The organism is Kitasatospora sp. NPDC059812, assembly GCF_042732075.1.
In the GTDB taxonomy this organism is placed as follows: domain Bacteria; phylum Actinomycetota; class Actinomycetes; order Streptomycetales; family Streptomycetaceae; genus Kitasatospora.
In genome coordinates this window covers 108,671-130,094 of the sequence record NZ_JBHWIO010000014.1, presented here as the reverse complement: position 1 = coordinate 130,094, position 21,424 = coordinate 108,671, and the positions used below count along the sequence as shown (strand labels likewise).

Here is a 21,424-nt window from a genome sequence, read left to right as displayed (position 1 = left end):
GGGGACGGACCCTGGACACTGGTCCGAGACGGCCTACCTGTTCACTCCTTCCTCTTGCAGGTCGTCTGCTTGGGCGAAGCGACTTCGTGTCGCACTGGTGGTACTCCGTTCGTTCGTGGCCTCTCGACCTCAAGAGGCACGGTACGCCTTCATGGCATAACGTGCCAATAAGTCCTCTGAGTGTCACTTCGGCGCACCGCGCCACAGTGGCACCGGCCCGCGTACGCTGACCCTGTGACCGGACGCCCCACCCTGAATCAGCGCCGCCGCGACGCCACCCGGCTGGACATCGCCCGCACCGCCGCCGCGCTCTTCGCCGAGCGCGGGGCCGAGGCGACCACCGCCGAGGAGATCGCCCTCGCGGCGGGCATCTCGCTGCGCACCTTCTACCGGTACTTCTCCGTCAAGGAGGACGCCGTCGCGCCACTGCTGGCGGCCGGCGGGCGCCGCTGGGTCGACCAGCTCGCCGAGGCCCCGGCCGATCTGCCGCTGCGCGAGGCGCTGGAGCGCTCGGCGGTCGCCTCGCTGACCCCGCCCGACGGCGAGGCGGTCGAGGCGATGGAGTGGACTCGAAGCCTGCTGCGCGACCCGCGCCTCGACGGCACGTGGCAGCGCGTCCACGCCGACTCCGAGGAGCGGCTGCGGACGGTCCTCGCGGCCCGCTGTCCGGGTGGCACCGACCCGCTGGAGATCCGACTGGCCGCCGCTGCGGCGACGGCCGCGATCCGGGTCGCGCTGGAGGAATGGGCCGCCTCGGACGCGCCCACGGTCGGCCCGGGCTCCCCGCGGGAGCTCGGTGCGCGCTGCATGCGCGAACTCACGGCGGGGCTGCGGCTCTACGGGCGGGAGGGCTGAGCCCGTCAGGCCGCGAACAGATAACAGATAACAGCTGACAGATTTCGTTATCTGTTATCTGTTATCTGTTATCTGTCGGCTGTCATCTGTCACCCGTTCCTCCTCCCAGGCCCCGTTAGGGTGGGTGATCGCGCGCCCCGGTGGGGGAACCGGGGTGACCACCTCGGATGTCCTGGACGGAGGGGGCGGGGAGTTCGAGGCGTGGGAGCAAGTAGGACATGGGTCTGACGAGCCACAAGGTGTTGGCGCTGGCCGTATTGATCGCTGTCGTGATGACGGCCGGCACGGTCTGGCTGTGGCCAAGACTCGCCAAGCAGACCTGGCAGGCGGTGCTCGGCCGGATCGGCGCACTGCTCGCCACCCAGCTCGCGGTGCTGGCCGCGCTCGGCCTGGTGGCGAACAACTACTTCGCCTTCTACAGCAGTTGGGGCGACCTGCTGGGCACCGGTGACACCGGCCCGGTGGTGATCCACAACAAGGCGGACGCGTCCGGCCGGCTGCTCGTGGAGACGATCGGCCACGCCTCCGTCAAGGGCGGCGGCGCGATGGGTCGCGAGCCCAGCCAGTCCGGCGAGATCCGCAAGGTGCGGATCGACGGCGCGGCCAGCCGGCTGTCCACCGAAGGGTACGTCTTCCTGCCGCCGCAGTACTTCCAACCGGAGTACGCACAGCGGCAGTTCCCGGCGGTGATCGTCAGCACCGGCTTCCCCGGGATCGCCGAGAACCTGATCACCCGGTTCAACTACCCTGGCGCAGCGCTCAAGTTGCTCCAGGACGGCAAGATGCAGCCGACCGTCATGGTGCTGATGCGCCCCTCGCCGGCCCTGCCGCAGGACACCGAGTGCGAGGACATCCCGGGCGGCGCGCAGTCCGACACGTACTTCACCAAGGACGTCCCCTCAGCGATCCAGGCGAGCTTCCGGGTCTCCTCCGACCCGCAGGCCTGGGCCTTCATGGGCAACTCGACCGGCGGCTACTGCGCCCTCAAGCTGGCCATGCGCCACCCGGACGTCTTTCCGACCGCCGTCGCGCTCTCCGCCTACTACGACGCCGCCGACGACCCGACCACGGGCGACCTGTTCGGCGGCAGCAAGCAGCGTCGTGACGAGGCCAACCTGATGTGGCGGTTGAAGAACCTGCCGCAGCCCAAGGTGTCCGTGCTGCTGGCCGGCACCAAGAAGGGCGACGGCGACTACCGGCACGACACCGAGGCCTTCGTCGACGCCGCGCAGTCCCCGATGAAGGTCTCCTACAGCATGCTGGAGAACGGCGGCCACAACTTCGAGACCTGGAGCGCGCTGCTGCCGTCCTCGCTGGAGTGGCTGTCCCAGCACCTCAAGGTCCCGAACCAGACCGCCTGAGCAGACCGCCTGAGCGAACCGCCTGAGCAGGCCGTCTGAGCGTCTGCTCAGACGGTTTGAGTGAGCCGGCGGACAGCGAGGGGCGCGGGAGCGGCGAGGCTCAGGCCACCCGCTCCAGCGTCCCGGTGTGCAGCTCGCCGACGCGGCCGCCCTCGCCCTCGTACGTCCAGAAGGCGCGCACCGTCAGCCGGCCGAGGTCCATCACGTGGCTGACGGTGATCCCGCTCTCCTCGGTCCAGCTGATGAAGTAGATCTCCGGCGCCACCTCGGCGACGTGCAGCCGCACGTCCTCCCACTGGCCCGCCGACTCGCCGAGGCCCTCCCAGCGCAGCCGCCTGCCGTCGGCCGAGTAGGTGTTGCGGAAGGCCGCTCCGTTGTCGGCCCGGAAGAGGTAGGTGCGGCCGGCGAAGGCGGGCAGGGGCGCGGTCATGGTGGGGCGGTACCTCGTTCCTGTGAGGCCGTGCACGGCGGTCTTGTGCACTGCGGAAGATGTCGGAGCTCCAATTTATCCGACCCGGTGAGCCGGGTGGGCGCACCCGTGGGCGGTGCGCCACGGCACCGGCCGCCACCGCGCAGGCCTGCGGGGTGTGCGACCGGCACCTGGGCGCCCGCCGACGGCCGGTCCTACCGTCCACCCCTATGAGACGCACCCCCACTCCCGTGCGGCACATTCCCACCGCCATCAGACGCACCCCTGCCGGGCTGTCCGCCCTCCTGCTCACCCTCGCCGCGCTGCTCCTCGGCACCCCCACCCCCGCCGAGGCCGACGCCGCCCAGGCCGCCGCCGCCCGGACCGCCACTGCCCAGACCGCCGCCCAGGCGGTCACCGCCCCGCTCACCCTCGAAGCCGCCTTCCCCGCCCCCGGCAACGGCTGGGCCAAGGTCGAGCGCTACCTCGACACCACCCCCGGCTTTCGCACCGAGCAGTACCCGGCCGACGGCCGTGGCGACCAGGATGGCGCCCGCCGGACGTACTTCGGCGGCACCGGCCAGCCCTCCTCCAGCCGCTTCCTGCTGTACTCGGCGACCGGCTGGGACACCGGCAGCCGCCCGACTCCCGTGCTGCTGGTCCACGGCGCCAACGACAACGCCGACCGCGCCTGGGCGAACCCGGGGGAGAGCGGCACCTGCGGTGCCTCCGCCTGCCCGTCCACCGGCCTCGCCCAGTACCTCGCCGGCACCGGCCACCGGGTGTTCGCCATCGGTTTCGCCCACAAGCAGGGCGACAACCTGCTCCAGGCGCAGGCTGTCGGCGACGCCGTCTCGCTGATCCGGGCCCGCCTCGGCGTCCCCCAGGTGGACGTGGTGGCGTGGAGCAAGGGCGAGGTCGCCGCCCGGGCGTACGTGTCCTCGGTGCGCCCGTCCTGGGGGCGGGCCTACGCGGGCGACGTGCGCCGCCTGATCACCCTCGGCGGCCCGAACGGCGGGCTCGACTACGTGTACGCGCACGGCTGGTCGTTCGACCTCGCGAGCTGGCCGGCCTGCGGCGGCACCGCCAACGCGCCGTCCCCGCACCTGTACATGACCTGCTACGGCACGTACACCGCGCAGCCCTGCCTCGGCGTGCTGCCCACCGGCGGCTACGACTGCTACCCGGGCCAGCGCCAGCTGCTCGCCCGCTGGGACGGCCGGTACGGGGTGGACGGTACCGCCCAGGACTGGTGGACCACCTACTACGGCGGCCAGGGCTTCTACACCTCCGGCCAGGGCATCCAGGCGGCGATCGACGCCGGTTCGCTGATCGCGCCGCTGCAACAGGCGGGCGTCCCGGCGTCGGTGCGCACCTACCTGCTCGCGGGCGGGTCCGCCGACATCCCGGGCGTGCTCAACGAGAACCGGGGGCCCAGCGACGGCATCGTGTTCACCGCGAGCGCGCTGGACACCACCGGCATCGCGACGATCGGCGGCACCCGGTTGCTCACCGGCCTCAACCACCTGGAACTCGCCTGGGCACCGGAGGCCGAGAGCCAGGTCGACAACTGGCTCGCTTGACCCGTGGGCCCGTGGACCCGTGGACCCGTGGACAACGGGGAGGTCGACTCCTTCGAGTACCACCCCGACAACCCGAACCTGCTGGAGCCGACCAACCACGTCAGCCCCGGCAACCCCAGGTACTACACCGACGCGAGCGCCAAGGTGTTCTCGGACGGCAAGGGCGTCGGCGCCAACTGGTCGGCGTACCTGATCCTCGACCTGCCGGTCGGCGCGGGGAAGTACCACCCGGCGCCGCAGGGCACCGCCCGGATCACCTTCGCCGCCGACTACGTCCGCGTGTACCGGTAGGGCCTTCGGGTCTTTCGGGTCAGGAACCGGGAGCCGTCTCGACCACCGTGATGTCGAACGGCTGCCGGTTGTTCCCCTCGTCCGGGTCGTCCACGTCGCGCACCGCGACCGAGCCGCCGGTGAGCCTGCCGATCGGCAGGTCAGGGGACAACCTCACCGGCACCAGTGCGGTCGCGCTGCGCAGCGGGGACAGTCCGGCTGGGAAGACACAGCGCACCTGTCGGCCGTTGAGCCGCACCTCGCAGTCCTCCGGGTAGTACGGGCCCTCGGGGGTGACCCCGGGTGGCAGCGTCACCAGCACGGTGAACGGTGCGGCGGTGGTGTCCGGGCCGCGGTTGGCGATGAAGGCGTGGATGGTGGTGGTGCCGCCGGGCGGGGCGGCGTCCGGGTCGAGCCGGACCACCTCCAGATCGGAGCGGGACGCCGCGGGGGCTGCCGTATCCACCGCCGGCCGGGGCTCGGGCCGCCGCAGCGCCCAGGACGGGCCGGCGGCCAGCGTCGCCACCGAACAGCCGGCCGCCACGGCCGCGACCAGCGAGGCCGCGCGGAATCCGCAGAGCCTGCCGCCCTGCCCGGACCCGCCCTGCCCACGCCCGCCCTGGTTGGACCCGCCCTGCCCGGGCCCGCCTTGATTGGACCCGCCTCGCGCTGCCGAACGCCTGTACGTCATCGTCGTCCACCCTGTCCCTGTGCTCCGGCCGCCCGCGCCGTTGCGGGCCGCGTCCGCACCAGGGTGGCGGAGCCTGCGCCGGGGCCCGGTGCAACCCGCTCGGCGTCCGCTCGAACGGGGGAACACGCGCACGGGAAGTCGGCGGGACCGACTTCCCGTGCGTGAAACGGGTGCTGACGATGGGTCAGGGCGCGAGGACCTGCCCCAGCCGGGTCGCGATGTGGTGCATCACCGGCACCAGCGAGGACGCGCCGGTCTGCTCCTCCAGGGCCCGGATACGGGCCTCCGGGCCGGACACCGACAGGGCGGTGGGCGTCGGTGCGCCCGGTACGGCGAGCGCGATGCAGCGGACGCCGATCTCCTGCTCCTGGTCGTCGACCACGTAGCCGCGCTCACGCGCCTCGGCGAGCTGGTGCAGCAGCTCCTGCGGGTCGGTGACGGTGTACTCGGTGTGTGCGGGCAGCGGGTTGGGGCCCAGGATGGCGCGCGCCTCGTCCTCGGGGAGCTGGGCGAGCAGCGCCTTGCCGACGCCCGTGCAGTGCGGCTGCACCCGTCGGCCGACCTCGGTGAACATCCGCATCGAGCGCCGCGACTGCACCTGCCCGACGTACACCACCTCGCCGCCCTCCAGCACCGCCAGGTTGGCGGTCTCGCCGGTGGCCTCCATGAGTTCGGCCAGGTAGGGGCGGGCCCAGCTGCCGAGCAGTCGGCCGGCCGTCTCGCCGAGGCGGATCAGCCGCGGGCCGAGGGTGTAGCGACGCGCGGTGTCCTGGCGTACATAGCCCTGCTGGACGAGGGTACGAACCAGGCGGTGGATGGTCGGCATCGGCAGGCCGGAGCTGGCGGAGAGTTCGCTGAGCGTGGCCACGCCGCCGGAGTCGGCCAGCGCCTCCAGGAGTTGGAAGGCGCGCTCGACGGACTGCACACCGCCGGTCGCGCGGTCCGTGCTGGTCGTCGGTGCTGTGTCGGGGGTCGAAACCACCGGCGTTCCCTTCGCTGTCGGGGAGGAGTAGAGTCCCGGCGATCACATCAACAAACCGTTGAAATTCTGTATCGCGGAAACTAGTCTCCACCTTACAGAATCGAACTCGCCGACAGGCGGGTTCCGATCAAGGAAGTTCCCACCGGAGCTCCCTCCGCCAGGCTCAACCGCTTAGGAGTGTCCTGCCCATGGCTACAGAACAGGGACCCGTCGGCGCCTCCCCCGCTGCTCCGGTCGTCACTGTCGCCGGTCCGCGCGTTCACCGGGCGGAGGAGGTGCTCACTCCGGAGGCGGTCGCCTTCGTCGTCGGCCTCCATCGCGCTTTCGAAGGGCGCCGACAGGAGCTCCTGGCCGGGCGGAAGGCCCGCCGGGCGGAGATCGCCAGGGCCGGCACGCTGGACTTCCTCCCCGACACCGCCGACGTCCGGGCCGGCGACTGGAAGGTCGCCGAGGCGCCCCGCGCCCTCCAGGACCGCCGGGTCGAGATCACCGGCCCCACCGACCGCAAGATGGTCATCAACGCCCTCAACTCCGGCGCGCGGATCTGGCTCGCCGACTTCGAGGACGCCACCTCCCCGACCTGGGAGAACGTGGTCAGCGGCCAGATCAACCTGATCGACGCCTTCGAGGGCCGGATCGACTTCACCACCCCCGCCGGAAAGGCGTACGCCCTCAAGCCCGCCGCCGAACTCGCCACCGTCGTGGTCCGCCCGCGCGGCTGGCACCTGGACGAGAACCACCTGCTCGTCGACGGCACCCCGGTCGCCGGAGCCTTCCTCGACTTCGGCCTGTACTTCTTCCACAACGCCGCCCGGCTGCTCGCCAAGGGCGCCGAGGACCCCAACTCCGGCCCGTACTTCTACCTGCCGAAGACCGAGAGCCACCTCGAAGCCCGGCTCTGGAACGACGTGTTCACCCACGCCCAGGCCGCGCTCGGCATCCCGTACGGCACCGTCCGCGCCACCGTGCTGATCGAGACCATCACCGCCGCGTTCGAGATGGACGAGATCCTCTACGAGCTGCGCGACCACGCGGCCGGCCTCAACGCCGGGCGCTGGGACTACCTGTTCTCGATCGTCAAGAACTTCCGCGACGCCGGCGAGCAGTACATCCTGCCGGACCGCAACAGCGTCACCATGGCCTCGCCGTTCATGGCCGCCTACACCCGCCTGCTGGTGCAGACCTGCCACAAGCGTGGTGCCCACGCGATCGGCGGCATGGCCGCGTTCATCCCCAGCCGCAGGGACCCGGAGGTCAACGCCGCCGCCCTGGAGAAGGTCAAGGCGGACAAGGACCGCGAGGCCGGCAACGGCTTCGACGGCTCCTGGGTCGCCCACCCGGACCTGGTGCCGGTCGCCCGCGCCTCCTTCGACGCGGTGCTCGGCGAGCGCCCCCACCAGAAGGACGACCCCGGGCCCTCCGAGCCGGTCACCGCGACCCAGCTGCTCGACATCGCCGGCGCCGACGGCACCTGCACCCGCGCGGGGCTGCACAACGCCGTCCAGGTCGGCATCCGCTACATCGAGGCCTGGCTGCGCGGCCTCGGCGCGGTCGGCATCTTCAACATGATGGAGGACGCCGCCACCGCCGAGATCTCCCGCTCGCAGATCTGGCAGTGGATCCACAACGGCGTCGTCCTGTCCGACACCGGCGAGAAGGCCACCGCGGACCTCGTCCGCGCCCTGGTCGCCGCGGAGTTGGCCGAACTCCTGGCCGAGCTGGGTGCGGACGCCTACGCCGGCGGCCGCTGGCGCGAGGCCGCCCAGCTCTTCGAACAGGTCGCCCTGGCTGAGGAGTTCGCGGACTTCCTGACCCTCCCCGCGCTTCCCCTGCTGGGCTGAGCCCCAATCTATCCGCCGGCGCCGCCGCTGCCGCCTGCCAGGCTGTAGCAGTCCCGCCAGCCCATTGCTCCGTTCCGTACGGCGACGATTCCACCTGTCCTCTCGTCGCCGTGCGGAACGGCCTTTTCCCGGTACCCGGTAAGGAGTTCAACCGTGCCCCGCATCTTCTTCAACGGCCAGGCCATGGTCGGCGGACCGTTCCACGCCAAGGTCGCCGACTCGCTGATCGGCCCGGCCCGGACGGCCCCCGGTTACCGCTTCTTCTCGATCGACGACGTCTGCCCGGGCCTGCTCGCCGATCCGGCGGTCGACACGGCCATCGAGGGCGAGCTCTACGAGATCACCCTGGAGCACCTGCGTGACGTCATCCTCCCCGGTGAGCCGCGGGAGTTGGAGCTCGGCGTCATCGAGCTCGACGACGGCTCCGCCTGCCTGTCGATGCTGCTCGCCCGGGGTGAGGTGGAGCGGGGGGTGCACCGCGAGATCACCCACCACGGCGGCTGGCGCGCCTACCTCGGCTCGCTCGGGCGCACCGCCTGAGACCGGGCGCGTAGCAGCGGACGCAATACGGCGGACGCATCACGGCGAACGGATCACGACGAACAGATTTCAGCGAACAGATAACAGATGACAACTTTCGTCATCTGTTATCTGTTCGCTGTTATCCGTCACTCGTCACCCACCCCCGGGCACGCCGCAGCCCCGGACCCTCGCCGTGGGTCCGGGGCTGCGGTCCGCGCGCCGCCGGGAAGGCCGGGTTGCGGAGTCCGGGTCACGCACCGTCCCTGGGCGGCCCGGAGTTCAGGGGTGGAGGAGCAGCGGCGGGGCGTCAGAGCGGCCGGGCGGCGAGCTCCTTGGCGGCACGGGCGCAGGCGCGGGCGATCCGGTCCTCGTTGACGGTGGTCAGCTGGCCCTTCTCGACGACGGCGTTGCCGTTGACGAACAGCACGGCCAGCGGCGGCAGGGCGCCGAAGGTGAGGGCGGCGACCGGGTCGGCGATGGAGGAGTGCAGGACGCCGTCGATCTTCCACAGCGCCAGGTCGGCGAGCTTGCCGACCTCGATCGAGCCGATCTCGTCCTGGCGGCCAAGCACCCGGGCGCCGCCCATGGTGCCCAGCCGCAGCGCCTGGCGGCCGGTGAGGGCGGTCGGGGAGCCGTGCAGACGGTTGATCAGCAGGGCGTTGCGCAGCTCGGTGCCGAGTTCGCCGGACTCGTTGGAGGCGGTGCCGTCGACACCGAGGCCGACCGGGACGCCGGCCCTGAGCATGTCGGGGACGCGGGCGATCCCGGCGGCCAGCCGGGCGTTGGAGGAGGGGCAGTGGGCCACGCCGGTGCCGGTCTCGGCGAACTTGGCGATGTCGGAGTCGTTCATGTGGACGCAGTGCGCCATCCAGACGTCCTCGCCGAGCCAGCCGACGGACTCGAAGTAGTCGGTCGGGCCCATGCCGAACAGTTCCTTGCAGAACTGCTCCTCCTCGGCGGTCTCCGAGCCGTGGGTGTGCAGCCGGACGCCCTTGCGGCGGGCGAGTTCGGCGGACCGGCGGAGCAGGTCGGTGGAGACCGAGAACGGCGAGCAGGGCGCGATGGCGATGTGCAGCATCGAGCCGAAGGAGGAGTCGTGGTAGGTGTCCACGGCGGCCTCGGAGGCGGTGAGGATGTCGTCGAGCTCCTCGACCGCGTGGTCCGGCGGGAGGCCGCCGTCCTTCTTGCTGCGGTCCATGGAGCCGCGCAGCGCGGTGAACCGCAGGCCGAGCTCCTGGACGGCCTCGATGGAGGCGCCGAGGACGTCGCCGCCGTCCTTGGGGAAGACGTAGTGGTGGTCGGAGGCGGTGGTGCAGCCGGACTTGAGGAGGGCGGCGGCGGAGCCCTGGCTGGCGGCGTGGACGAGTTTCTCGTCGATCCGGGCCCAGGCCGGGTAGAGGGCGACGAGCCAGTCGAAGAGGATGTCGTCCTGGGCGAGGCCGCGGGTGATCCACTGGTAGAAGTGGTGGTGGGTGTTGACCAGGCCGGGGGTGATCAGGTGGCCCTCGCCGTTGATCCGGCGCACCACGTTGTCCAGCCACTGTGGGGCGGGTCCGTCGCCGACCGACTCGATCGTGTTGCCGAGGATGACCACGTGGCCGCGGGCGTACTCGGTGTTGTCGGCGTCGACGGTGGCGATCGCGACGTTCTCGATGACGATCCGCTGGTCGGCGGGTGGGGGCTGGACTGCCATGGTGTCACTCCTATGGGGGAGGGCCGGGAGGGGCGTGCGCCGCGCGGCGTGTACCCCTCCCGGGTCGGTCAGGACGGTGTCGCCGTCGGCACCGTCGCGCCGGAGGCCTGGCCGGTTCTGGTCCGGCGGGCGGCTCCGACGTGGTGGAAGAGCAGGTTGAGCAGGACGGCCATCACGCAGCCGGCCGAGATCCCGGAGTGCATCAGGGTCCGGACGGCCTCCGGGAAGGAGTCGTAGAAGGTCGGCACCGCGATGGGGATGATGCCGACGCCGAGTGACACGGACACCAGGATGGTGTTCGAGCTGGATTCCATCCCAGCCTCCGCGAGGGTGCGGATGCCACTCGCCGCGACGGTGCCGAAGAGCACGATCCCGGCGCCGCCCAGGACGGGCTGCGGTACCAGGGAGACGAGCGATCCGAGCACGGGGAAGAGCCCGAGCAGGATCAGGATGCCGCCGCCGGCCGCGACCACGAAGCGGCTGCGGATCCTGGTCAGCGCCACCAGCCCGATGTTCTGGGCGAAGGCACTGGCGGCGAAGCCGTTGAAGACGGGGCTGAGCGCGGTGGCCAGTCCGTCGGCCCGCAGGCCGGCGGCGAGCGTGGGTTCGTCGGCCTCGCGCTCGACGATCTTGCCCAGGGCGAGCATGTCGGCGGTGGACTCGGTCATGGCGACCACCATGACGATGCACATCGAGACGATCGCGGCGGCGTCGAAGACGGGCGCGCCGAAGTGGAACGGGGAGGGGAGCGCGAAGACCTTCGCGTCCTTGACCGCGCCGAAGTCGGCCAGGCCCAGCGGGAAGGCGATCAGGGTGCCGAGCGCCAGGCCGATGAGCAACGAGAGCTGCTGCCAGAAGCCGCGCAGCAGCCGGTTGCAGAGCACCACCGCGACGAGGGTGATCGCGGCGAGCCCGACGGCCCGCATGGAGCCGTATCCGGGGGCGCCCGGCGAGCCGCCGCGCGCCCAGTTGACCGCCACCGGAAGCAGGGACACCCCGATGAGGGTGATCACGGTGCCCTGGACGACCGGGGGGAAGAACCGGATGAGCTTGCAGAAGTACGGTGCCGCGAGGAAGCACAGGATCCCCGCGACGATCACCGCTCCGAAGATCACCGGGAGGGCGTCCTTCGGGCCCCCCGTTCTTTCGATGGAGCCCTTGGCTATGGCGATCATGGGCGCGACTCCCGCGAAGGAGACGCCGTTGACGAACGGCAGTCGCGCGCCGATCTTCCAGATGCCGAGGGTCTGGAGCAGGGTGGCCAGTCCGGCGGTGAACAGGCTGGCCGATATGAGCAGGGCGAGTTCGGCGGGGGAGAGCCCGACGCCGGCGCCGACGATGAGCGGGGGTGCGACGACCCCCGCGTACATCGCGGCGACGTGCTGGAGTCCGGTGGAGAAGAGCTTCACCGGGGGCAGCAACTCGTCCACGGGGTGGGTTCCGGGCCCGGACGGCTCACCGGGGAGGTGTGCCGACGTGCCGTCCGGGCCAGGGGTTCTTTCCGGGGTGGAACCGCCGTCTTTACTGCTGGTGTCGCTGGGTGCCATGTCGAGCCCCTCTTGTGCCCGTGACTCCCGGCGCGCCCGCGGCGCTGGAGCTGCCCCGAGGGCGGGACGGCGGTGCAGGAGTCCCTCGGGGCGCTTCTCCAGTGCCCCGGGCCGGCCGCCGCGAGGCAGACACGAACTCCGGTGGGTGGGGGTGGAGAAACTGGTGGAACGGGTGGCGCTGGTGGGGCAGATCATGCTGGTGGGGCTGGTGGTGCGGGTACTGCGGCCCGCCCGGACGCGGCCGGCGTTCGGGGGCCGGCGGGTGCGGCGATTCCGGGCGGTGTCCATGGGGGTGGGGCGGTCAGGCGACGGGGATGACCGGGACGACGCCCTCGCGGTGCACGGTGCCCTCGATGAGGCCGTACATCCGGTCGGCGGCGTAGTAGACCTCGTTGTCGTTCTTAAGGCCGAAGGGCTCCAGGTCGACGAGGAAGTGGTGCTTGTTGGGCAGCTCCAGGCGGACTTCGTCGACCTCGGCGCGGTTGTTGAGGACCCGGGTGCCCATCGAGTGCAGGGTCTGCTGCAGCGAGTAGGAGTAGGTCTCGGCGAAGGCCTCCAGCAGGTGCCGCCGCACGTGGGTGTAGGAGCGGTTCCAGTTGGGCTGGGCCTGGTCGTCCCGGCCGTCGTAGCCGTACTTCCAGCGAGCAGTGACCTGGGTGGCGAGGATGCGGTCGTACGCCTCTTGCAGGGTGGTGTACTTGTCCTTGATGTAGCCCCAGAACTCCGAGTTGGTGGAGTTCATGACGATGAGGTCCTTGAGGCCGGAGACGACCTGGACGGTCTCGCCGTCGTAGACGATCTCGGTGGTGCGGGTCTCCTGGCCGTTGCGGACGAAGGAGTGGCCGACCTCCTCCGAGCCGATGAAGCGGGCCGAGTTGTCCGGCGTCTTGATCCGGTCCCAGGCGTACTCCTCGATCCGGATCCGGGCGCTGTGCACGACGCCGCGCTCGGTGTCGTCGACGAAGTGGCGGGCCAGGATGATGCCGAAGGCCTCGGCCGACTCGATCCCGTGCTCCTTGGCGAAGGCGTACACGGTGTTCTTGGTGGTGTCGGTGGGGAGGCAGTTGGCGTTCGACCCGGTGAGGTGGACGTCCTCGAACTCGCCCCGGAGGGAGACCGAGACGTTCAGGTCCTTGATCTCGTGCCGGGTGGAGTCGCGGTAGACCCGCACGATGCGGTTCTCCGCCTTGCCGTACTGGTTCTGACCGAGCACGTGGGCCATGACGTGGCTCCTAGGGCTTCCAGGTCGGTCTACTAGCTTCCGCGGTAGACCGAGTATCCGAACGGGTTGAGCAGCAGCGGCACGTGGTAGTGGTGCTGCGCGGGCGCGACCGTGAAGACGATCGAGACCTCGGGGAAGAACGGCGGCTCCGCGGACTTGAGCGCGTGGTAGGCGCGGGTGTCGAAGAGCAGCCGGACGACCGAGCCCGCCTCCACGGCCGGCAGGTCCTTGGCCCGGCCGTCGGAGTCCGTGGCGGAGGTGCCGAGCACCTGCCAGCCACCCTCGGTGTGCAGTGCGAGCTCGACCGGGACGCCCTCGGCCGGGCGGCCGAGGCTGGTGTCGAGCACGTGGGTGGAGATGCCAGTCATGGGTGAAGTGACCTTACTGATGGCAGAGGTGATCATTCGTCAGCAGATTCTAACGATCCGTCAGGATCTGTCAGGGTTCGCCAGGGCCCGTCAGGATGCGTCGAGCAGGCGATTGAGCCGAATGTCGTTGATCTTGCGCAGTTCGCCCCGGACGATCTCCGCCTCGGTGGCGGCGTCGTTGGGGTGGCGCTCGCGCAGGGCGGCGAGCATGGTGGCCGCGGTGCGGCCGGTCGCGCAGATCAGGAACACGTGGCCGAACTTGGCCTCGTAGGCGGCGTTGGCCTCGTGCAGTTCGTCGAGGAGGGCTCGGTCCGCGCCCTGGATGCCGGCCTGCTCCCGCTGCGAGCTGGCGTCGCCGGTCTTGGGCTTGCCGATCCGGGCGTGGCCGGCCATCGCGTCGTGCAGGTCGGCGACCGTCAGTCCGGCCATGGCCGCCGCGTTGGCGGTGAGCAGGGACTCCCGGTCGGGCCAGGGCCTGGCCCGCGCGACGTCGGCGGCCCAGTGGGGGCTGGAGCAGACCTCCAGCAGGACGGCTTCCAGGTCCGCGGCGTCGGCCGCGGCCAAGGCGTCAAGGGTGTGGGGGTGGTTGGTCACGGGTGGACCTCCTGAAGAGTGGTGCCACCCGCACAAGCTAGATCCACCCCACCCGGCCGTCAACACTTTGTTGAACGGTTGGTGGTTACGTTTTGAACCGGCCGCCGTTGCCGGCGCGATTCGTGTGCGATTCGCCAAGTGCGCCCCGCCGGGGGCTGGTTCGGGCTGGCCGCGCCGGCGGGGTCCGTCCGTTCGGAAGGTTTCCGTCAGGGGGAAGTCCTGGCGGAAGTGCTGGAGGAATCGACCGGGGGGTCGACCAGGGTCAGGAGGGCTTCGAGCCGTCCTGGCGGTTGAGGTAGTTGTACACCGTGAACCGGCTGACGCCGAGTGCCGAGGCGACCGTCTCGACCCCGTGGCGGACGGTGAAGGCGCCGCGCTCCTCCAGGAGGGCGACGACCCGCTGCTTCTCCCCGCGATCCAGCTCGGCCAGCGGGCGGCCGTCGAACTGGCGGGCCATCTCGGCCAGCAGCCGGTCCAGGGCACTGCTCAGGTGCGGCAGCCGGACGGCGAGCGCCGGGGTGCCCTCCCACTCCAGGACGACGTCCTCGGACTTCGCCTCGTCCAGTCGGACGGGCGTCGCGCCGACGGCGTCCAGCAGCGGCTTGATCGCCAGGGCGAGCGGGTGTTCCACGTGCTCGGTCACGGCGTACCGCCCTCCTCGCCGAGCACGCTGACCTGGACCGAGATCCGGGTCGCGCCCGCGGTCAGGGTTTCCCGGAGCAGCTTGGTCACCGCGGCGAGCACCTGGTCGGCCTCGCCCTCGGCGCCGGTCCCGAAGGGGCCGACCGAGACGGCCAGGCCGGCCTCGTCGACGACCTGGCGGGCCGCCGCGGCGTGCTCGGGGAACGTGTCCAGTTCGAACGGTTCTGTCGTGAACTCCACCATCAATCGCACGTGCTCACTGTAGCGAGCGCCGGTGCGGGCGGGCGGGGGCCGGTCGATCCGACGGTCGCGGTGCCGGCGGGAGGGGGTTTCCGGGTTCGCGTCCAGGCTTCTTCAACAAAATGTTGCGACGGTCTTGACACCTGCTCGCCGAGCCGGAGATGCTTCCACCAAGCAGAATCCCTCTTCCGGATCGTGGAAGTTGCGGATCTCGGAAGAGAGTGAGAGGTGAGTGACGTGACGGCCGCTTCCCGGCACAGCTTCACGGTCAACCTGTCGATCCTGTTCGGCGAACTGCCGCTGCTGGAGCGTCCCGCCGCGGCCGCCGCCGCCGGTTTCACCGCCGCCGAGCTGTGGTGGCCCTTCGGCGCCGAGCCCACCCCGCCTGAAGCCGAGCTGGACACCCTCCGCAAGGCCTTCGGCGACGCGGGCGTGCGGCTCACCGGCCTCAACTTCCTGGACGACCTCACCCTCGGGGTCCGCGGCACCGTCTCGGTGCCCTCCGAGAAGGACCGCTTCCGGGCCAACGTCCCGGTCGCCGCGGGGCTTGCCGCCTCGCTCGGCGCCAAGGCGCTCAACGCGCTGTACGGCAACCGGATCGAAGGCGTCGAGGCCACCGAGCAGGACGCCCTCGCGCTGGAGAACCTGGTGCTCGCCGCCGGGGCCGCGCACGAGATCGGTGCGATCCTGCTGATCGAGGCCCTCAACACGGCGGAGTCCCCGGACTACCCGCTGGTCTCCGCGGCCGCCGCGGTCGAGGTGGTCGACAAGGTCAACGCCGCCACCGGCCTGGGCAACGCGAAGTTCCTCTGCGACCTGTACCACCTGGCCAGGAACGGCGAGGACCTGCCGGCCGTCATCGACGCCTACGCCGACCGGTTCGGCCACGTGCAGATCGCCGACAACCCGGGCCGCAACGAGCCCGGCACCGGCGGGCTGGACTTCGAGGACCTCTTCGCCCGGCTCACCGCCGCCGGCTACACCGGCCCGATCGGCCTGGAGTACCGGCCCTCCACCGGCGTCAGCGCCGACAGCTTCGGGTGGCTGCCGCGCGAGCACCGCGCCGCCGAGTAGTCGCCGAGTAGGCGGGCACCGCCGCCGCGTGAGCGGGCACGGCACCGCTGCGTAGGCGGGCCACACGCCGCCGAGCAAGCCCGGCCCACCACCCTCCCCACCCCACGAACGACGTAAGGAACGACGCGATGAGCCGCAAGATCGCCTTCATCGGCCTCGGCATCATGGGCAGCCCGATGGCCGCCAACCTGGTCAAGGCCGGCCACCACGTCACCGGCTACAACCTCACCCAGCCGCAGATCGACGCCCTGGTCGCGGCCGGCGGCCACGGCGCCACCAGCATCGCGGACGCGGTGAAGGACGCCGAGGTCGTCATCACCATGGTTCCGGCGGACCCGCACGTCGAGCAGGCCGTCCTGGGCGAGGGCGGCGTGCTGGAGAACGTCAGGCCCGGCACCCTCGTGATCGACATGTCCTCGATCACCCCGCAGACCTCCCAAAAGGTCGAGGCGGCCGCCAAGGAGAAGGGCGTGCGCACCCTGGACGCCCCGGTCTCCGGTGGCGAGGCCGGTGCCGTCGAGGCGGTGCTGTCGATCATGGTCGGCGGTGCCGCCGAGGACTTCGCCGAGGCCAAGCCGCTGTTCGACGTCCTGGGCACCACGGTCATCCACGTCGGCCCGTCCGGCGCCGGCCAGACCGTCAAGGCCGCCAACCAGCTGATCGTCGCCGTCAACATCCAGGTGCTCGCCGAGGCCGTGGTGTTCCTGGAGAACGCCGGCGTCGACCTGCCCGCCGCGCTGGACGTGCTCGGCGGCGGCCTGGCCGGTTCGACCGTGCTGAACCGCAAGAAGGCGAACATGGTCGGCCGCGAGTTCGCCCCCGGCTTCCGGATCGACCTGCACCACAAGGACATGGGCATCGTCACCGACGCCGCCCGCGCCGTGGGCGCCGCGCTGCCGGTCGGCGCCGTGGTGGCCCAGTTGGTCGCCTCCGCCCGCGCCAACGGCGACGGCTCGCTCGACCACTCGGCGCTGCTGCGCGGCGTCGAGCGCCTCTCGGGCCGCGAGGTCAAGTAGGCCCCGGGGCTCCTCGGGCCTTCGTGAACTCCTCCTGGTGGCGTGTACCTCATCCGGTCGTGCCCGCGCCGCCAGGAGGCCAGACCCGACCGGCGGCCGGGACCGGGGCTCATCCGCCCGCCCGCCGGTCGATCCAGCCGGTGATGCGTACCTCCCCTGTCGGGGGCACTTCGGTCGTGCCGGTACGCCTCGCCTGGCCCCCTCCCCGCCGAGGGGAGCCTCTCGCACGTCGGAAGCGGGACGAGGGGAACGGCGGGGAGGGGGCCGCACCTCCCGACGGGAGTCGCACCCTCCCGACGGGAGGCGCATCTCCTGACCGGGGGCGTATCTCCCGAGTCTCCCGAGCGGGGACGTTTCCCCTGACGGGGGGTCGCACCCCAGGTGCACCCGGGCCCATGCTTGGCACAGGCTGTCGAAACATCGCCAGACCCCGTACGGAAGTGAGGACCGCACCATGCCCGTCACCCCCCACCAGGGCCATGTGGTCGTAGCTCCCGACAAGTTCAAGGGCACCCTGGAGGGCGCCGAGGTCGCCGCCCGGATCGCCGCCGGCGTCCGGCGCGCCGCGCCCGGCGTCGAGGTGCGCGAACTGCCCGTCGCCGACGGCGGCGAGGGCACCCTGGCCGCCGCGCTCGCGGCCGGCTTCACCCGCGTCCCGGCCAAGGTGGCCGGCCCGACCGGCCTGCCGGTGGACGCCGCGCTGGCCGTGCGGGAGGACACCGCCGTGGTCGAGCTCGCGCAGTCCTCCGGTCTCGCCCGGCTCCCCGGCGGCCGCACCGCCCCGCTCGCGGCCGGCTCCTACGGCGTCGGCCAGCTGATCGGCCGGGCCGTGGCGCTCGGCGCCAAGCGGATCGTGCTCGGCCTCGGCGGCAGCGCCTGCACCGACGGCGGCGCGGGCATGGTCCAGGCCCTCGGGGTCCGCCTGTTCGATGCCGAGGGCGCCGAACTGCCCCCCGGCGGAGCCGCGTTGCGCAGGCTCGACCGGATCGAGCCCGGCCCGCTGGCCGACGTGCTGGCCGGCGTCGAGATCGTCGTGGCCTGCGACGTGGACAACCCGCTGCTCGGCCCGCGCGGCGCCACCGCCGTCTACGGCCCGCAGAAGGGCGCCGACGGCGACGACCTGGTGATCCTGGAGGAGGGCCTGACCCGCTTCGCCGACCAGGTCGCCCTGGCCACCGGACGGGACGTGCGCGACGCCCCTGGCGCCGGGGCCGCCGGCGGGGTGGGCTTCGCCGCCCTCGCGCTGCTCGGCGCCACCATGCGACCCGGTATCGAGCTGCTGCTCGAACTGCTGGGTTTCGACGAGGCCGTGCGTGGGGCACGCCTGGTCGTGACCGGCGAGGGCTGTCTGGACGCGCAGACGCTCCACGGCAAGGCCCCCGCCGGCGTTGCCGCGGCGGCCGCCCGGGCGGGGGTTCGGGTAGCTGCCGTGGCGGGGCGGCTGGAGCTGTCCGAGCCCGAGTGGCGGGCGGCCGGGTTCACCGCCGCGATCGCCCTCACCGACCTCGCCGAGCGGCCGGGGGACAGCATGACCAAGGCCGGCGAGCTGGCCGAGGTCGCGGGGGAGCGGCTGGCGGGCGAGCTGTTGTCCGGCTGATCCCTCGGGCCGATCCGCCGTACCCGGTCCCGGTCCCGGTCCCGGTCCCGCATGCCGATGCGGCGTGCGGATCCCCCGTACGTTTCCCTCGTACGTTCCTCCATTGACGTTTTGTTGAAGGCGGGCCTAGGCTCCCGGCAATCCTTCGCTTCCCCGCCCGGTTCCCCTTCCGGCTCCCGCCCGGTTCGCGCCCGGTTCCTGCCCGGCGCTCACCCCCAACTTCCAGGTTTCGGAGGTCTCCCATGCCTTTCAGCCAGCCAGCGGTGATCCGCTCCCGACGGGTGGTCCTGCCCGACGGTGAGCGCCCCGCCGACGTGCTGATCCGGGACGGGAAGATCGAGCAGGTCGCCGCGTACGGCTCGCTCCTCGCGGGCGACCGACCCGACGGCGACGGCGGCCTCGCCGACCTCGGCGACACCGCCCTGCTGCCCGGCCTGGTCGACACCCACGTGCACGTCAACGAACCCGGCCGCACCGAGTGGGAGGGCTTCGCCACCGCCACCCGGGCCGCCGCGGCCGGCGGCGTCACCACGATCATCGACATGCCGCTCAACTCCGTCCCGCCCACCACCACGCTGGACGGCCTGGCCGCCAAGCGGACGGCCGCGGACGGCCAGGCCTGGGTCGACCTCGGTTTCTGGGGCGGCGCCGTCCCCGGCAACGTCCCGGACCTCGCGCCGCTGCACGAGGCCGGCGTGTTCGGCTTCAAGAGCTTCCTCGCCCCCTCCGGCGTCGACGAGTTCCCGCACGTCGAGGCCGTGGACCTGGAGGCCGCGCTGGCCGAGCAGGCCCGGCTCGGGGCGCTGGCGATCATCCACGCCGAGGACCCGGCCGTGCTGGCCGCCGCCCCGCAGCAACCCGGCGTCCACTACCGCGACTTCCTCGCCTCCCGCCCCGCCGACGCGGAGACCGCCGCCGTCGCCGTCCTGCTCGACACCGCCCGGCGCACCGGCGCCCGCGTCCACATCCTGCACGTCTCCTCCGCCGCCGTGCTGCCGCTGCTGCGCCAGGCCCGCGAGGACGGCGTCCAGGTCACCGCCGAGACCTGCCCGCACTACCTGACCCTGGCGGCCGAGCAGGTGCCGGACGGCGACACCGCCTTCAAGTGCTGCCCGCCGATCCGCGACGAGACCAACCGCGACCTGCTCTGGCAGGCCCTGGCGGACGGCGAGTTCATCGCCGTCGTCTCCGACCACTCGCCCTCCACCCCCGACCTCAAGCTGCTGCCCGAGTACGGCGGCAGCGGTGACTTCGCGGCCGCCTGGGGCGGCATCGCCTCCCTGCAACTGGGCTTGCCGGCGATCTGGACGGAGGCCCGCCGCCGCGGCCACGGCCTCGCCGACGTGGTCCGCTGGATGTCCGCCGGACCGGCCGAACTCGCCGGCTTTACCGGGGTCAAGGGCGCCATCGCGGCGGGCTGCGACGCCGACCTGGTCGCCTTCGACCCCGACGGCGAATTCGCCGTTCACCCCCGCGAGTTGCACCACCGCAACCCCGTGACCCCGTACGCGGGCCGGACGCTGACCGGCGTGGTCCGCACCACCTGGCTGCGCGGCCGCGCGGTGGACGTCTCGGCCGAGCCCTTCGGCCGCCCGCTCACCCGGCCCGCCGCCGCCCCCACCACCCCGTCCGATCGCCCGTCCTGAGGAGACTTCGTGACCACTGCCGACACCCCGAGCGCTCCCTTCACCGAGCTGGTCAACCTGGCCTCGCGGCTGCTCGGCGCGGGCGTCGTCGCCACCAACGAGGACACCTTCGCCGACGCCGAGAACCTCCTGGTCGCCAAGCCCGCCGAGTTCCGCCCGCACACCTTCGGCCACAAGGGCCAGATCATGGACGGCTGGGAGTCCAAGCGCCGCCGCGGCGTCTCCGCCGACCAGCCCCACCCCACCGACCAGGACCACGACTGGGCGATCGTCCGGCTCGGCGCCGGCGGTGTGGTCCGCGGCCTGGTCGTGGACACCGCCCACTTCACCGGCAACTACCCGGAGAGCGCCTCCGTCGAGGCCGCCTCCGTGCCCGGCCACCCCTCGCCCGAGGAAGTCGCGGACGCCGAGTGGACCACGCTGGTGCCGCGCACCCCGCTCCAGGGCGACACCGCCCACGAGTTCGCCGTCGAGGACGCCAACCGCTACACCCACATCCGCCTCAACATCTTCCCGGACGGCGGCGTCGCCCGGCTGCGCGTCCACGGCGAGGTGCTGCCCGACCCGCGCGAACTGGACGGCCTCACCTTCGACCTGGCCGCCCAGGAGTACGGCGGCGTGGCCGAGGCGGCGTCCGACCGCTACTTCTCCTCCCCGCACAACCTGAACGCTCCCGGCCGCGCCTCCGTCATGGGCGAGGGCTGGGAGACCCGGCGTCGGCGCGACAAGGCCAACGACTGGGTGCAGATCGCCCTGGCCGGGGGCGGTGAGGCCCTGGCCGCCGAGGTGGACACCACCCACTTCGTCGCCAATGCCCCCGGCTGGGCCGACCTCGTCGGCTTCGACGCCTCGACCGGGGCGGACCCGGCCGACGGCGAATGGTTCGAGATCCTGCCCCGCACCCGCCTGCAGCCCGACACCCGGCACCGCTTCCGGCTCGACGCCGGCCGCCCGGTGACCCACGTGCGCATCAACGTCCACCCGGACGGCGGCCTCGCCCGCCTCCGGCTCACCGGCCGCCTCACCGAGGCCGGCCGCGCGGCCCTCGCGCTGCGCTGGTTCAACGCCGTCCCGGCCGCCGAGGCCGCCGCGGCCCTCACCGAGGCCGGCCTGACCGCCGACGAGGCCGCCGCGCTGACCGCCGCCCGCCCGCTGGCGGACCAGACCGCGGCCGCCGGCGCCGTCGCCGCGCTCCGGCCCGCCGACGGCCCCGACGGCGAGCACTCCTCCCGCCGCCGCTCGGCGGTGTGGCGCCTGCTGGGCGCCTGACG

At 72.1% G+C, this 21,424-nt stretch carries 21 protein-coding genes; 11 read left to right on the top strand and 10 right to left on the bottom strand.

From position 1 onward, the window contains the following. Positions 1–234 precede the first annotated feature (234 nt). Positions 235–855, top strand: a complete 621-nt coding sequence (locus tag ACFV6D_RS10620; protein ID WP_380340233.1) for a TetR family transcriptional regulator — start codon at positions 235–237, stop codon at positions 853–855. A 218-nt stretch (positions 856–1,073) separates the two neighbouring features. Continuing rightward, the gene (locus ACFV6D_RS10615; protein WP_063349997.1) at positions 1,074–2,216 is read left to right on the top strand and encodes an esterase family protein; all 1,143 of its coding nucleotides are present in this window, start codon (positions 1,074–1,076) and stop codon (positions 2,214–2,216) included. A 100-nt stretch (positions 2,217–2,316) separates the two neighbouring features. On the opposite strand, the gene ACFV6D_RS10610 is transcribed toward ACFV6D_RS10615, so the two are convergent. Next, complete coding sequence (locus tag ACFV6D_RS10610) at positions 2,317–2,646, bottom strand: MoaF N-terminal domain-containing protein (protein WP_063349998.1); 330 nt, start codon at positions 2,644–2,646, stop codon at positions 2,317–2,319. A gap of 209 nt (positions 2,647–2,855) precedes the next feature. On the opposite strand from ACFV6D_RS10610, the gene ACFV6D_RS10605 reads away from it, so the two are divergent. Then, entirely contained in the window at positions 2,856–4,208 is a 1,353-nt protein-coding gene (locus ACFV6D_RS10605) for an esterase/lipase family protein (RefSeq protein ID WP_380559218.1), read from the top strand. 27 nt (positions 4,209–4,235) lie between these two features. Then, positions 4,236–4,499: a hypothetical protein gene (locus ACFV6D_RS10600; protein ID WP_380559216.1), complete on the top strand. Its 264-nt coding sequence runs from the start codon at positions 4,236–4,238 to the stop codon at positions 4,497–4,499. A gap of 19 nt (positions 4,500–4,518) precedes the next feature. On the opposite strand, the gene ACFV6D_RS10595 is transcribed toward ACFV6D_RS10600, so the two are convergent. Together ACFV6D_RS10595 and ACFV6D_RS10590 are read right to left on the bottom strand one after the other, a co-directional pair. Continuing rightward, entirely contained in the window at positions 4,519–5,022 is a 504-nt protein-coding gene (locus ACFV6D_RS10595) for a hypothetical protein (RefSeq protein WP_380559214.1), read from the bottom strand. Positions 5,023–5,353: 331 nt separating this feature from the next. Continuing rightward, positions 5,354–6,151 carry an IclR family transcriptional regulator gene (locus tag ACFV6D_RS10590; RefSeq protein ID WP_079136010.1) on the bottom strand — a complete coding sequence of 266 codons (798 nt, stop codon included), beginning with the start codon at positions 6,149–6,151 and terminating at the stop codon, positions 5,354–5,356. 188 nt (positions 6,152–6,339) lie between these two features. Between ACFV6D_RS10590 and aceB the strand changes: the two genes are divergently transcribed. Together aceB and ACFV6D_RS10580 are read left to right on the top strand one after the other, a co-directional pair. Beyond that, a complete protein-coding gene (gene aceB / locus ACFV6D_RS10585) occupies positions 6,340–7,992 on the top strand; it encodes a malate synthase A (protein ID WP_380559212.1) in 1,653 nt (550 codons plus the stop codon). 153 nt (positions 7,993–8,145) lie between these two features. Then, on the top strand, positions 8,146–8,532 hold the full coding sequence (locus ACFV6D_RS10580) for a gamma-glutamylcyclotransferase (RefSeq protein ID WP_079136011.1): 387 nt from the start codon (positions 8,146–8,148) through the stop codon (positions 8,530–8,532). A gap of 289 nt (positions 8,533–8,821) precedes the next feature. On the opposite strand, the gene ACFV6D_RS10575 is transcribed toward ACFV6D_RS10580, so the two are convergent. The 7 genes from ACFV6D_RS10575 to ACFV6D_RS10545 all read right to left on the bottom strand — a co-directional run bounded on the left by ACFV6D_RS10575 (position 8,822) and on the right by ACFV6D_RS10545 (position 14,823). After that, complete coding sequence (locus tag ACFV6D_RS10575) at positions 8,822–10,207, bottom strand: 8-oxoguanine deaminase (RefSeq protein ID WP_380559210.1); 1,386 nt, start codon at positions 10,205–10,207, stop codon at positions 8,822–8,824. 68 nt (positions 10,208–10,275) lie between these two features. Continuing rightward, positions 10,276–11,754: a nucleobase:cation symporter-2 family protein gene (locus ACFV6D_RS10570; RefSeq protein WP_380559208.1), complete on the bottom strand. Its 1,479-nt coding sequence runs from the start codon at positions 11,752–11,754 to the stop codon at positions 10,276–10,278. A 301-nt stretch (positions 11,755–12,055) separates the two neighbouring features. Then, the gene (pucL, locus tag ACFV6D_RS10565) at positions 12,056–12,976 is read right to left on the bottom strand and encodes a factor-independent urate hydroxylase (RefSeq protein ID WP_063350004.1); all 921 of its coding nucleotides are present in this window, start codon (positions 12,974–12,976) and stop codon (positions 12,056–12,058) included. 32 nt (positions 12,977–13,008) lie between these two features. Further along, the gene (uraH, locus tag ACFV6D_RS10560) at positions 13,009–13,344 is read right to left on the bottom strand and encodes a hydroxyisourate hydrolase (RefSeq protein WP_063350005.1); all 336 of its coding nucleotides are present in this window, start codon (positions 13,342–13,344) and stop codon (positions 13,009–13,011) included. A gap of 90 nt (positions 13,345–13,434) precedes the next feature. Next, positions 13,435–13,938, bottom strand: coding sequence for a 2-oxo-4-hydroxy-4-carboxy-5-ureidoimidazoline decarboxylase (uraD, locus tag ACFV6D_RS10555; RefSeq protein WP_380423665.1), 504 nt, complete (start codon positions 13,936–13,938; stop codon positions 13,435–13,437). A gap of 262 nt (positions 13,939–14,200) precedes the next feature. Beyond that, positions 14,201–14,581 carry a helix-turn-helix domain-containing protein gene (locus ACFV6D_RS10550; protein ID WP_363579254.1) on the bottom strand — a complete coding sequence of 127 codons (381 nt, stop codon included), beginning with the start codon at positions 14,579–14,581 and terminating at the stop codon, positions 14,201–14,203. Further along, positions 14,578–14,823, bottom strand: coding sequence for a thiamine-binding protein (locus ACFV6D_RS10545; protein WP_079136014.1), 246 nt, complete (start codon positions 14,821–14,823; stop codon positions 14,578–14,580). The genes ACFV6D_RS10550 and ACFV6D_RS10545 overlap by 4 nt, the downstream gene beginning before the upstream one ends. A 234-nt stretch (positions 14,824–15,057) precedes the next feature. Here ACFV6D_RS10545 and ACFV6D_RS10540 point away from each other — a divergent pair, with 234 nt between their 5' ends. From ACFV6D_RS10540 to alc, 5 genes are all read left to right on the top strand, one after another. Beyond that, positions 15,058–15,894 (top strand): TIM barrel protein, encoded by an 837-nt coding sequence (locus ACFV6D_RS10540; protein WP_380559206.1) that lies wholly within the window; start codon positions 15,058–15,060, stop codon positions 15,892–15,894. Positions 15,895–15,941: 47 nt separating this feature from the next. After that, on the top strand, positions 15,942–16,910 hold the full coding sequence (locus tag ACFV6D_RS10535) for a 2-hydroxy-3-oxopropionate reductase (protein ID WP_380559224.1): 969 nt from the start codon (positions 15,942–15,944) through the stop codon (positions 16,908–16,910). 454 nt (positions 16,911–17,364) lie between these two features. Further along, complete coding sequence (locus ACFV6D_RS10530) at positions 17,365–18,507, top strand: glycerate kinase (protein WP_380559204.1); 1,143 nt, start codon at positions 17,365–17,367, stop codon at positions 18,505–18,507. A gap of 242 nt (positions 18,508–18,749) precedes the next feature. Next, complete coding sequence (gene allB / locus ACFV6D_RS10525) at positions 18,750–20,153, top strand: allantoinase AllB (RefSeq protein ID WP_380559202.1); 1,404 nt, start codon at positions 18,750–18,752, stop codon at positions 20,151–20,153. Between the two features lie 9 nt (positions 20,154–20,162). Continuing rightward, positions 20,163–21,422 carry an allantoicase gene (alc, locus tag ACFV6D_RS10520; RefSeq protein WP_380340201.1) on the top strand — a complete coding sequence of 420 codons (1,260 nt, stop codon included), beginning with the start codon at positions 20,163–20,165 and terminating at the stop codon, positions 21,420–21,422. Positions 21,423–21,424: the final 2 nt, after the last annotated feature.